Here is a 13623-nt window from a genome sequence, read left to right as displayed (position 1 = left end):
TGAATTTGTTATACTGCGTTTAGTTCTACTGCTTTTTTTCCTACTGAGCCGATATGACCACATCTTCTAATTCCTCTAATCCGTCACAAGCCCAAACTTCAGGCATGTGGGGCGGTCGTTTCTCTGAAGCTACTGATGCCTTTGTTGCTGAATTTACTGCTTCTGTCCAGTTTGACCAACGCTTTTATAAACAAGATATTGCTGGCTCTATTGCACATGCAACTATGTTAGCAAAAGTTGGGGTGCTTACAGAACAAGAACGTGATGACATTATCAATGGTTTGAATACAATTAAAACTGAAATTGAAGCAGGTCAATTCGAATGGCGCATCGATCTTGAAGATGTGCATATGAATATCGAATCTCGCTTGACTCAGCGTATTGGTATCACAGGCAAAAAGCTACACACCGGGCGTAGCCGTAATGACCAAGTTGCGACAGATATTCGTCTCTATGTTCGCGATGAAATTGACGCAATTTTAAAATTACTGGAAAAACTACAAAAAGGTATTCTTCGCTTAGCCAGCAACAATACCCAAACCATCATGCCTGGGTTCACGCATTTACAAACTGCACAACCTGTGACTTTTGGTCATCATTTAATGGCTTGGTTTGAAATGTTGGTACGTGACTCTGAGCGTCTGATTGACTGTCGTAAACGTGTTAACCGTATGCCTTTGGGTTCAGCGGCATTGGCAGGTACGACCTATCCGATCGATCGTGCGTTCACTGCGGAATTATTAGGTTTTGAAGCAGTTGCTGAAAACTCGCTAGATGCTGTATCAGACCGTGACTTTGCCATTGAATTCAACGCAGCTGCTTCACTGATCATGATGCATTTATCACGTATGTCAGAAGAATTGATTCTTTGGACGTCTGCACAATTTAAATTTGTGAATATTCCAGACCGTTTCTGTACTGGTTCTTCGATCATGCCACAAAAGAAAAACCCAGATGTTCCAGAATTGGTTCGTGGTAAAACTGGTCGTGTCTATGGCGATCTTATGAGCCTGTTAACCTTGATGAAAGGTCAACCTTTGGCATATAACAAAGACAATCAAGAAGACAAAGAACCATTATTTGATGCCATTGATACCATCCGTGGTTCATTGATGGCTTTCGCAGACATGATTCCTGCACTGGTACCGAATGTTGATGTAATGCGTGAAGCAGCACTTCGTGGCTTCTCTACTGCAACAGATTTGGCAGATTATCTGGTTAAAAATGGAGTCGCTTTCCGTGATGCCCATGAAATCGTAGGTAAGGCAGTTGCATTGGGTGTTCAGGAATCTAAAGACCTTTCCGAATTAACACTTGAACAATTACAGCAGTTCTCTGATTTAATTCAGGCAGATGTATTTGAAAAAGCATTGACATTAGAAGCTTCAGTGAATGCCCGTAACCATATTGGTGGGACTGCACCTGCTCAAGTGGCAGCGGCGATTGAACGCGCTCATACACGTTTAGAAAAACTTTATGCATAAGGAGTTTTGATATGACTCGACAAGTATTTTGCCGTAAATATCAAAAAGAGTTAGAAGGTTTAGACTTTGCACCTTTCCCAGGCGCAAAAGGACAGGAATTATTTGACACTGTGTCTAAACAAGCTTGGCAAGAATGGTTAAAGCATCAAACCACATTGATTAATGAAAAACGTTTAAATGTATTTGAAGCGGATGCTAAGAAGTTTTTAGAAGAACAACGTGAAAAATTCTTCAATAATGATGAATCGTTGGAAAAAGCTGAAGGGCTTAAACCAGAGTAGTATTCAAAGATCTATACAATGGTCATTTGAAAGCAACCTGTGTATTGTGCTTCATAAAGAAATCCCCTGATGGGGATTTTTTATAGTCTATTGATGCTCAAAAGAACAAAGCACTTAAAACATTGCCAGAATCTAATCGCATTTCTCTAAATGAGATTAAATTAATATACGTTCAACTTAACGCTATTCTTTCAAATATTTTATATAGCGCTTAGGTTGTAGAAAGATTTTGTTTTCCCTTCTACCAATTTGACCGACATCTATCAATTTGACCAGCATCGCTATCGCGTTTGGCGACATGGATGCCATAGATTAAGCTGTACTAGCTTAGCTCTGATTTGATACTCATCAAACCCCATTAGCTACGCTGATCGTGCCATGTGAGAAGTGCGATTTTTGTTTTTGTAGACATAAAAAAAGGAGTCTTGGAGACTCCTATAAACTTCAGAAACGACAGCTATTTGCATTCTGAAACATATCTTGATGCTAGCCAGTATAATCATGAAAACATGTTATACATTGACCAAACATACATATTTTGTGACAAATCACGACAATCGAACTGATAATTCGCGCTTTCAGATCAATGGAGACAGGAATAGCGCTCCAAACCAATCAGATGAGTCAAAGCTAAACTTTAACAAAACACAAGATCAGGCGACTGAATCTACACGGTTCGCCGAATGTTCTTCAATCACTTGTGGCTTTTTCTCAACCCATTTTGCAGGAAAATACTTTTCAACGGTTGTTGAAACCCAGTGTGCAATCGGCTGAGGTAGCGTGATTCCCAACGGATTTTGCTCTTGTAAATCTGCGGATGAGATCACCCGTGTTCCCATCAGATAGTCAAACCACGGCTTGGTCACACACCAGTTTGCATCTTGATTTGCATTCATATGATGGTCATAGTGCCAAGGAATTTTCTTCATCGCCCATGCTGGCTCTAAATGTGCACGGCGGTGAATATAATAATAATTACATGCACTATATAAAGATGCAGCCACCATGCCTTTTGAAATCGGATAAAAAATTAAACTCGCAGCACCTGCAACCACTGCCAATGAAACAATTTCATTTTTGGTGCGCCAATTCGATATACCTTGCACATAACCATCATCATGAAAATCCTGCTTACGGACTTCGCGGTGATGTTCCCAATGCGATTTCATACTTCTTGGAACAGGGCTAAAACGTGGCTTTCCAGGACGGTGCTGACCATGCAAAATATAATTATGTGCAATCCACTCAAAGCCGTTCGCAAAGACCAATCCAACTAAAAAGCCTTTTAACATGTTTTTTCTCCTCTGCTTATTTTTAATATAAAACTGTGCTGAAAAAAGATATTGACATGGAAAAGTATTTTCATTGACAAATCACGACATGAACACTATAGAAAATCTATCACCAACCCCATAAAATGCGACTTGTTTGCTGGATTTAAACTCGCTTAAAATAGCGCCAAGTTTGATCTTACATGATGTAAATCGCACAACAACAAGATGTGTCAATGATGCTATTAAAGGATTATGCAGGCTCCGTTTATGGAGGGCTTGGGCAATTACTCTATACTTTTAGCGAAGCTAGAGGCTTAAACATTTCACCCAAGTTACAACAGGTTCAAAATCTTGAACGCTTTGACTATACCGTTTGGCGTGAAATTTTGGATGAGATACAGTCACAAGTACAAAGCCCTGCTTTAGGGCTAGAAATCGCACCTTATGTACAACCGAAGCATATAGGGATTATTGCCTATATTGCACAGTCTTGTGACAGTTTAGGAGAAGCCCTCAGCCGCTATCATGATTTTCATCGATTAATTTATGATGGTAGCCCACTTAAAGTCGAATATTATGATGAACAACATATTTCGGTAGGTTGGGCAAATCTACCGGCTCACTTCACCACTCAAATCACGGATGAAATCGCGATTGCTGTGATGATTCAATTTTTACGTTTATTTGTTTCTGACAATATTCAACTTTATCAAGTCAATTTTATTCACCAAGTACCCAAAAATAGCATGGCATATGAAAGCTTTTTCAATTGTCCAGTAAAGTTCCAACAACCAAAAGTTGAGATGATCTTCCCTATTTCTGCTTTAACCATTCCGGTTAAACAAAGTGACCAAACCTTACAAAAGTTGCTGATGCAACAAGCACAAGCTCTACTGGACAGCTTGCCGAATACCACCCAATTAGATGAGCGCTTACAACAAAGTATTTTATTGGGACTACAAAAAAATAATTATCAAATTGAATCAGTTGCCAAGCAGCTCAATATGTCTACACGCCAATTACAACGTCATTTACAAAGTCAAAATACCACCTACCAACAACGTGTCCAAGATGTTCGGCAACTACTCGCCTTTCAATATTTGCAGGATCGCTATTTAGGGCTACATGAAATTGCTTTGCTTTTGAGCTACTCCGAACAAAGTGCCTTTCAACGTGCTTTTAAACAATGGACCGGGCTCACACCGCAACAATGGCGACTTCAAAATCGAAATACTTAAACATCATCGTGCCTGATTTAAATGATAAATATTTATTAAATTTCCTCTATTAATGCTTTATTTAGATCATATTTTTGGCAAATCTTTGCGGTTTTTTCCACAATTAAATCAGAACATTAAGTGATAGTATTATCAATAAATTATATTTGTGATTCAATTTTCATATTTTTAAACTATGATAATGATGCTGAAAATATAAAGTTGTACCTCATCGAAAGGTTATCAACTATTTAAAAAATAGCGACATAACCCATTCCGTTAAAAAAAATAAATAGGAATCAATATGAATAAATATCTTGCAGAATTTATCGGAACCTTTTGGCTGGTCTTTGGAGGATGTGGTAGCGCGGTACTTGCTGCTGCTTTTCCAGAATTAGGCATTGGTTTTGCAGGCGTAGCACTCGCATTCGGTCTTACAGTACTTACTGGTGCTTATGCACTCGGTCATATTTCAGGTGGACACTTCAATCCAGCAGTCAGTGTTGGTTTATGGGTGGGTGGTCGTTTTGATGCCAAAGACCTCGTTCCATATATCATTGCTCAAGTCGTCGGCGGTATTCTCGCGACTTTTATCTTATATTTAATTGTTCAAGGACAGGCTGGGTTCGCTGGAACAGGTGGCTTTGCAACCAACGGTTATGGAGATTTGTCTCCTGGAAAATATTCTTTGGTTTCAGCATTGATCATTGAAATTGTTTTAACCGCAGTATTCTTAATCGTAATTTTAGGTGCAACGGATAAACGCGCACCAGCAGGCTTTGCACCGATTGCGATTGGTTTGGCGCTAACCCTAATCCATTTAATCAGTATTCCTGTAACCAACACTTCCGTCAATCCAGCACGCAGTACCGCGGTCGCTTTATTTGCAGAAACCGCTGCATTGAGCCAACTGTGGTTATTCTGGGTTGCGCCGATCGTGGGCGCTGTAATTGGTGCAATTATTTATAAAGTAGTCGGTAATGAGCCACGCAATTAAATGCTGTGGTTTAAACCATGCACATTGAACTTTAATTCAATCCGTTAAATTTTAAAAAACCTGCTTCAGCAGGTTTTTTTATCTCAATCTTTAAATAGAAATTAAATCAATAGCGCTTAAAGAAACGGATTTTCTATTTCACCTTCATTTTGACGAACAATCTGCGCGGGCAGATCACTTTGCTTCTCCAAAGTTGCCACAATGTCATTCAAATAACTTTGTAAAACCTTAGCAGCTTTTAAGCCTGCTTGGTCCTTAGTAATCTGCAAGTTGCCATAGAGATTGACACAATCCAGTTGATTTTCTAAGGTCAAATCATGAATTGCATGTGATTCTGTATCATTTTCAAAAGCTTTAAACATTTTAATTTTCTCTATTTTTAACGTTATAAACAAAAACCTGCTTGTATATACTCTTTTAAGCACCATCATACCCAGCCTCTCGCAAAGCGAGTAGCCACTTTCAATATCCATATGATTGAGCTTTGATCATCATTTTTTGCTGGATAAAACAGCTCTAGTATAGATAGATTCTCCTCTAATAAGGCTTTAATTATTTCAAAATTTGTAAAATATAATGCAACAAAGCTTCAGCCAATTGTTTTACCAAAGCATCTTTGGTTTCTTCATCTACTTTAGGCAACTCAATATTGCTGGTCGATGTAGAACGAATGGCAGGCTGGAATTGCTTTTGTACCGCAGTAATCTGATCCTGTGGCACAGCTTCAGCACACTGACTTTCTGCATCCCAATGAGAATATTCGATTTCTTTATTGGCTTTTACTTGATTGGCATTTAAAGGCAATTTATAGGTATTGCGCTTTTGTTCTTCGGTGAGCTGTGGAAATAAGTTCATTCCTAGCTGCTCTTCCAAATAACACACGCTGACCACTTTAACCTGCAATGAATTATTATTAGGCGCGTAATAAGCACCGATAATGCCATGTTTAGGCAAATAGATCGCTTTAAAGACAGCGGTTGGAACAATCACACCACGACCAATGGTTTTAAGTTTTTTGCCACTAAATAATGGTCCCGTAACCACATAAACATCTTTCTTTTGTTTGGTTACAATCGCACGTGTTGCTTCTTCTAACTCTCGCCAGACTTGCTGATTATTTTTTGGCGCTTGGGGCACCATATTTGCCAAAGAAAAGCTATCAAACTGAGAGGCTTTGGTCGACATATCGGCATTGGGCGACATATGTCCACGGTCATAACCAGAACCACGATAATCAGACAATAATGCTCGATGCTGACTGCTGATTCGCTCCTCTTCATGGAAGCTGTCTTCACGTTTAATCTTTTGGCTTAACCGTTGTGGTGATAAATACTCCGCTGTCCAAAGTGGTGTTTTGGAAATGCCCGAGTACATCACATTAAAGCCATTGAAACACAAAGGATAACTGTTCTTTTTTAAACTGTCTTTCATCAAGATCGGCGGTTGATCTCGATAGAACTGATTTAAGCATTCAGAATTAAGAGAACTGCCTTGAGTAAAAGGCAATAACTGCAAAATTTTTTCTTGACCAAATGCAATCGCAAAGCTTCCAGTAGCCACAAGACCCAACACCAATTTAACTACTGAATTTTTCAACAAAAATCATCCTAAGCCACATAACAGACAAGATATTCAGAACCAATCCATACTTGGTTTTGAATTGAATAAAACAGCTTAACAAGCTCAGGCAACGAAAGATATTATGTGAATATCCAACTGAATAAAGCTTCTACAATTTTTACCTATTCAAACAATTTTTTAAATTTCTCAAGTATTGATTGCTTGCAAAAAAATTAAGAAATTAAATTACTTCCATCGTATGACTTGCTGCTGTCATCGAAATTATGGCATGTTAAAGTCAGATCTTCGACAGCTTTACGACACAATTTGTCGCAGGGTTTATATTCATCCATCATGTTTATGGAATAACACAGTGAAAATATTCCGACGATTCAAACTTCACGTAAAATATGGAATGATACTGCTCTGTGCTTTGCTAAATTGCGCTGCTTTTGCTACTTCACCAACCGCTAAGCAAAGTATTGAAAAGCAGTCTAAACTGACAATAAAACCTCATTTACAGAATAAAAGCCAACACTACCAGCACTTAAAAACCACAGTGCCCCCAATTAAACCTGCTCCACGCATATTGGAAGCCATCCCGAAAGATCCGAACTCAACTGAACCACGCCGAATTATCGATATTGCCCCACCTTCCCAACATCAAGACCTCTCGCAACACCCATCGTCCGCACCAACGTCAACGCAAGCCAATGATTGAAATAAAAAAAAAGCCAGAATGATTTCTGGCTTTTCATATTGTGAGATTTTTTAAATCTCGATTTGACTACCCATTTCAACTACACGGTTCGGTGGAATTTGATAGAAATCACTCACAGGGCTGGTATTACGTTGCATTGAAATAAACAGTTTTTCACGCCATGGTGCCATACCCTCACCCACAGTATGAATCAAACGATCACGTGAAATAAAGAAGCTGATATGCATCATATCAAACTCAACTTCAAGTTGCTTATATGCCAATTCAAGTGCATTCGGAATATCCGGTTGATCTTTAAAACCATAATAAACAAAGACACGTTGGAAGCGATCATCTAAGACTTCAACACGAATCCGCTCTTGCTCAGGTACATAAGGCACATCACGGGTGATCACCGTCACCATGATATTGCGTTCATGTAGCACTTTATTATGTTTAATATTATGCAACATCGCATGCGGTACAATATTTGGGTTACCTGTTAAGAATACTGCTTGTCCGGGTACAAACTGAGTTTCATCACTCAAGCTGACGCTTTTAATAAACAAGTCCAGTGGCAGCGCATCTTTTTCCAAACGGTTAAAGACAATTTCTCGTCCAGTTTTCCATGTCATCAGAATGGTAAACACGATTGCACCGATTAAGATCGGCACCCATCCCCCAGAGATGATTTTTAATGAGGTTGAGCCAATAAAAACACTGTCTATCACTAAAAATGGCACCGCAAATAATGCCACTTTCCACTTTGGCCAACGCCAGAAACCATAAGCTAAAAATGCGATTAAAATCGTGTCACACAGCATAGTCATTGTGACCGCCACACCATAAGCATTGGCAAGGTTGGCACTGTTTTGGAAAATCACGATAAGCAATAGGATCGAAACAAATAGAATCCAGTTAATAAACGGCAAGTAAATTTGTCCCTGCTCAACATCAGAGGTGTGATGTACGGTTAAACGTGGTAAGTAGCGCAGTTGAATGGCTTGGTTTGCCATGGAAAATACGCCCGTAATCACCGCTTGCGAGGCAATCACTGCCGCTGCTGTCGCCAAGGCAATCATCGGATATAAACCCCACTCAGGCACGAGTAGGTAGAATGGGTTTTCGATCGCACTTGGATCACGTAGCAACAGCGCCCCTTGCCCTGCATAGTTGAGTAAGAGGCACGGCAATACGATAATAAACCAACCTAAACGAATCGGCAGTCGCCCAAAATGTCCCATATCGGCATAGAGTGCTTCACCCCCTGTTACGGTTAAAATCACCGCTCCCATCGTTAAGAAGGCAACAAAAGGCTGATGAAAAATAAAGTTTAAAGCCCAATGTGGACTCAGCATGGTGAGTACATACGGTGTTTGGCTAATACTGTGAATACCAATTAAACCGATGGATGCAAACCATGTCAGGGTGATTGGACCAAAGAATTTACCCATGGTCCCTGTACCATGTCGTTGCACAAGGAACAGTGCGGTAAGGATTCCAATCGCCAATGGCATTAACCATTTGTTAAACATCGGTGTAGCAATACTTAGCCCTTCAATCGCAGAAAGCACTGAAATGGCTGGGGTAATGATACCGTCGCCAAAAAATAACGATGCCCCGATAAAGCCTAAAGCAATCAGGAAAATCTTTCGGTTATCTGGAATTCGGTTGGAACGCAAGTTGAGCGCCAGCAAAGACATGATCCCGCCTTCACCATTGTTATCTGCCCGCATGATGACGGTGACGTATTTAAAGCTGATGGTGAGCATCATGCACCAGAATATCAGCGATAAGATCCCCAGCACTGTTGCTTCAGTGATGGCGATGTGTGCGGTGAGAAAACATTGGCGTAGGGCATACAAGGGACTGGTTCCGATGTCTCCAAATACCACCCCTAGTGCTGCGAGTGTGATCGCAGGTAACGCGGCTTTTTTTGCAGTACTTTGCATAGATTCGTCTTCAAAAATTAGACACTATTTTTGCGCAATCATATCACTGTGAAATTTTTTTTGCTCTAACTCAATTGTTGCTTGGCAGAATTCTTTTTTTTGGTTATCATCCCTCGCCTTGGTGAAGTGTCCGAGTGGCTGAAGGAGCACGCCTGGAAAGTGTGTATACGTTTATAGCGTATCGAGGGTTCGAATCCCTCTTTCACCGCCAAATTTATTCCAACCTCATCCACTGGAAGCTGAAAAGCCTAAACTGTCGTGGTTTAGGCTTTTTTGTTGTCTTTCTAATGCTCAGAATCTTGATGTATTTGAGAGTGTATTTACCCCGGTAATCCCCCCCAAATTTCTAAAATTAAATTACAATACTTGCAAAATGCTAGGTTAAGAAAGATCAAAGTATTATAAAGAATTTAATTTATTCATAAAGATATGATTTATCACATAATTTTATTTTTTACAATTAGCTAGAATAAGCAATATCTTAAAATTTAAAAAATATTACGTGAAGCATATCCATAAAAAATTTAATTTTAACTAATCTTAATAGATTACAAAGAATCAAGGCTTAATATGAAGTTAAGTATCTTTTATTAACCAATAAAATTAATTTCTATTAATTTTCAATAGGTGGCTCTATCGCTGTATCAACAATGATTTTCAGGAGCAGATTCTCAAGAATTTGTTTTATTTCTTCTGAATGTTGCTCATTTTCTAAATTAGCCCTTACTCTAGACTCTAATATTTCACTTCTTAAAACTTGATCCTCAAGTAGTTCTACAACCCATTCTATTTGACTCCATGATTTAGCGTCAATCCATAAGTTTAACTTATCAATAATGTACTGAAAATCAATATCCGTTATATCTACCCAAAACTCAGATACATATTGAATGCTCATATCCGACCAATAAATAGGATTATTTTCAAAAAATTTCTTTTTCAAATTTGAATAAACAAGTTGCTTATCAAGAATTTTTACTTCAATTATATTAAAAAATCTCCAGATTTTATCTTGATATTCATCTTTATTAAGCATGCTAAAGTCTAACCAATCAGCAAAAGCTTCTGAAAATTTATGATCTAAACTTAAATCATACTCGAATAAATCAATTAATTTTTTATTAGCTTTTAAATCTTCTATCCATAATTCAATAGAGATATTCTTGATTACACGCAATATTTTTTCTCTTACAGCATCTGTGCCGAACTGCATTAATAAATGAAAACATTCAGCATAAATAATTGGATTTTCTTGAAATTCAGATAACTCATTATCAATTAATGCATTTTCACATAGATTTTGAATATATCTAATTTTAAATTCTTCCTCATTGATATTTTGACAGACCTCATCAATAAATCTGTAATCACTACTATTGGACGTAAAGGAAATATCTGAAGTTTTTTTATTCAAAATATACTGTGCTAATTTATTATGACTATCTCTAGCTAAATAAGTAATTAATTCTAAATTTGAAGCCTTCTCCAAAAAATCTATTGTTTCAGTCATCTTTTTCTCGTCTCCTGATGACCAATAGTCTTTAATTTCGGCTCTAATAGCATCTTTAGTTGTAATTATTTCTGTCTTATAAACCAAAGCTAAAAGAAATTTTATGGAAGGAATTAAACTCAGATCTGCTTGTTGTACTGTCTGTAAAAAAATAGGAGTTTTAAGTGCATCTTTAAGTTTCTTATCGTCAAATTTACGCAAAATTAAAAAGGCTAATTCATATACTTTATCGGTATTTAAACTTCTTTGTTGATAATTCAATGTTCCTAATAACTTTGACAGTTTTTCCGTAAAACCTATCCACTTAGCTTTTTCTTTAACAATTTTCAAAGATGATATTAATAGACTAAAATCTTCATCTGATAACTGAGTAGGGTTATCAAAAATGGCATTTCTCCAATTATCAAACTCTATTGCATTTGGGTAAATTTCATTAAAAACTACAGCAGATTCACTAGTAACTTTAACCCATTTAGACCAGTTTTCTTTATTTAGTTTCGAATAAGCTAACCTTTCAATAGGTTTATTATACATACTCACTAAATCTACAAGTCCCTTCAAATCCTTAACTATGGTAGAATTTAATTTATCAATATTATTAATAGTATAGGAACAAATTTTCTTCACAAAATCACTTAACCAGATAATATCTTGTTCTTGCTTTCCTAAGCAATCTATTAAAGATCGAATTGTATTTGTATAGCCCCAATCGCTATCTAACTTCCAATCCTTTACTGTAGATTTTTTCCATACATTTAATATCTGATTTAAATCATTTTTAACATCATATTCGCCTAACTCAGCGGAAACATAATCAGTTAAATCATTTATTTCACCTAATTCAAATGAACTATATTTAAGAAAAATACTGTTTTTAATATTATTCCAATTCATCCAAAAAATAGTTTGATGTTGTTCAACTAATGCTTTTAATTCCCCATCTTTTCCATTAACATCTTCAAAGCATTTTTCAATCATAGCATGAAGTAATATCTCTGTTCCCCGCACTTTATTTACACCGAACAACAACCCTGACATTTCATAAACTAGCTCTAAACCATTGCTCATTTTATAAAATACGGATTCTGAATTTAATAAATCCTTTAATAGCTGTTTTTCTGTTAAGTACAACCTCTCATAAGAATATACAGCCAATGCTTCTGCTGAAAAAGTATCTTTCCATTTATAGCCATTCATTCCAACTTGATTCACCCATGAGCGAATTTGGCGAGGTGTAGGTATTATTTTATTTGAGGTTAATATTTTAGAATATTCTTCTTTAATTTGCTTTTTTCTATCACTATCCCAACCGATTAAAGCCTGATTGATACATTGTTCACAGTAATTTAGCCAACCCGAACTAATTGGTTGAGGGACTTCAACACGAACCTGAAAACATTTATCTAAAAACGAACTAGCAACTTCATCCTTTGATTCATCGCTTTTTGTCCAAATAGCGGAAAATCCCTCCTTATCATAAGGAACAATAAATATAATTTTGTTACTTTGAGCTGTATCACCACTCAATGATCTACTTTGAAAGAATGTTTGTAATGTTGACCACACACTTTTTGCCTGATCTGAATCAACCCTATCTAAATTATCAACGACTATAATAACTTGCTGGTAGTTATACTTTTCAAATGCGATTGTTATAATTTCACCAAAATACTTCTGAAATTCGATAGAAGTCTTTTCTCCTTGCTCAGTCACATCTTGCTTTATAGTTTCAGTAGACTCTTTAGTAAAAAAATCCCAGTTCTTCTTATTCCCTGCTATAGATCTTTTTTGTTCAGGAACTTGATCCTCCCCTCTAAAAAACCAATAAACCATTACTAGTATGGGAGCAATCACTAGTAAAAAACCAAAACTGTATGTCCAATTAATTGAGCTATGAATTGATAATGCACCCAAATTATCAGCTTTTACAGTTCGTATTAACACAGTCCCTAAAGGAACTACCATTGCGCTAAACGCTAGATACTTGCCCAATGGAGATACTGTTTTATGAGCGGTTATATCTATTGTTTTAACTTTACCAACAATTTCCTTATGAGTTTTTTCTAGGTTCTTACTATCCGAGTTCTCACTATTAATTTTCTCAATCAAAGACTCTAAGAATATTTTTCTTAATGGATCATCTTTATGCGCCCAAGCGTCAAATAGAAAAAATAATGTTTTTTGTTGCGCATCTTGTCTGAGCTTTTGATTGAGCATGTTTATTACTGTTGACTTACCTGCCCCCCAAGCCCCTTCCAACCCAATAGTTATACTTTTATCTGATGCACCAATTACCTTAAACAAAGTATCAGCAGATTTTTCATGAGTTTTATCAGCAAAAAGATCACTATCAACAACTTCATCAGTCAATATTTTAAAATCAAAACTCATTTTTCCTCCAACAACCTTATTAAATTTATTAAGTGATAAATTGCCATTATTAATAGCGTTTAACAAAAACCACTAATCTTCTACATTTTATTTAGTTCCATTGGCTGTAACATTTACAACCCTAATTTTTATGTTTAAATAATTAATAAATTTATACATTAGGCCTGATAAGCTCCCTCACCACCAGAGTATTCCCATGATATCCTAATAATTCAAAAGGCTTAAACTACAATTGTTTAAGCCTTTTGAATTCTAAA

Annotated in this window: 10 protein-coding genes and 1 tRNA gene; 6 read left to right on the top strand and 5 right to left on the bottom strand. The window is 36.9% G+C overall.

All coding sequences use genetic code 11. From position 1 onward, the window contains the following. The first annotated feature begins 53 nt into the window (after positions 1-53). Both argH and ACINWC743_RS11240 read left to right on the top strand, forming a co-directional pair. Positions 54-1484, top strand: a complete 1431-nt coding sequence (gene argH / locus ACINWC743_RS11245; protein ID WP_004826213.1) for an argininosuccinate lyase — start codon at positions 54-56, stop codon at positions 1482-1484. Between the two features lie 11 nt (positions 1485-1495). Next, positions 1496-1765: an oxidative damage protection protein gene (locus tag ACINWC743_RS11240; protein WP_004826212.1), complete on the top strand. Its 270-nt coding sequence runs from the start codon at positions 1496-1498 to the stop codon at positions 1763-1765. A gap of 653 nt (positions 1766-2418) precedes the next feature. Here the strand turns inward: ACINWC743_RS11240 and ACINWC743_RS11235 are convergent. Next, positions 2419-3057, bottom strand: coding sequence for a sterol desaturase family protein (locus ACINWC743_RS11235; protein WP_004826210.1), 639 nt, complete (start codon positions 3055-3057; stop codon positions 2419-2421). Between the two features lie 215 nt (positions 3058-3272). Between ACINWC743_RS11235 and ACINWC743_RS11230 the strand changes: the two genes are divergently transcribed. Both ACINWC743_RS11230 and aqpZ read left to right on the top strand, forming a co-directional pair. Continuing rightward, positions 3273-4277: an AraC family transcriptional regulator gene (locus ACINWC743_RS11230; protein WP_035301008.1), complete on the top strand. Its 1005-nt coding sequence runs from the start codon at positions 3273-3275 to the stop codon at positions 4275-4277. Between the two features lie 283 nt (positions 4278-4560). Beyond that, complete coding sequence (gene aqpZ / locus ACINWC743_RS11225) at positions 4561-5253, top strand: aquaporin Z (RefSeq protein WP_009585504.1); 693 nt, start codon at positions 4561-4563, stop codon at positions 5251-5253. A 116-nt stretch (positions 5254-5369) separates the two neighbouring features. Here aqpZ and ACINWC743_RS11220 read toward each other — a convergent pair whose 3' ends face one another. Beyond that, complete coding sequence (locus ACINWC743_RS11220; RefSeq protein WP_009585468.1) at positions 5370-5615, bottom strand: hypothetical protein; 246 nt, start codon at positions 5613-5615, stop codon at positions 5370-5372. A gap of 190 nt (positions 5616-5805) precedes the next feature. Continuing rightward, positions 5806-6852, bottom strand: coding sequence for a DNA/RNA non-specific endonuclease (locus ACINWC743_RS11215; protein ID WP_009585479.1), 1047 nt, complete (start codon positions 6850-6852; stop codon positions 5806-5808). 334 nt (positions 6853-7186) lie between these two features. Between ACINWC743_RS11215 and ACINWC743_RS11210 the strand changes: the two genes are divergently transcribed. Continuing rightward, on the top strand, positions 7187-7534 hold the full coding sequence (locus ACINWC743_RS11210) for a hypothetical protein (RefSeq protein ID WP_035301004.1): 348 nt from the start codon (positions 7187-7189) through the stop codon (positions 7532-7534). Between the two features lie 50 nt (positions 7535-7584). On the opposite strand, the gene ACINWC743_RS11205 is transcribed toward ACINWC743_RS11210, so the two are convergent. After that, entirely contained in the window at positions 7585-9465 is a 1881-nt protein-coding gene (locus ACINWC743_RS11205; RefSeq protein WP_004826198.1) for a potassium transporter Kup, read from the bottom strand. Between the two features lie 120 nt (positions 9466-9585). Between ACINWC743_RS11205 and ACINWC743_RS11200 the strand changes: the two genes are divergently transcribed. After that, positions 9586-9676 (top strand) — tRNA-Ser (locus ACINWC743_RS11200). A gap of 402 nt (positions 9677-10078) precedes the next feature. Here the strand turns inward: ACINWC743_RS11200 and ACINWC743_RS11195 are convergent. After that, a complete protein-coding gene (locus ACINWC743_RS11195; RefSeq protein WP_009585493.1) occupies positions 10079-13366 on the bottom strand; it encodes a P-loop NTPase fold protein in 3288 nt (1095 codons plus the stop codon). Positions 13367-13623 lie beyond the last annotated feature (257 nt).

This window comes from Acinetobacter sp. WC-743 (assembly GCF_000335555.1).
In the GTDB taxonomy this organism is placed as follows: domain Bacteria; phylum Pseudomonadota; class Gammaproteobacteria; order Pseudomonadales; family Moraxellaceae; genus Acinetobacter; species Acinetobacter bereziniae.
Note: the sequence above shows the minus strand (reverse complement) of the source record. Positions and strands in the feature narration are given on the sequence as shown.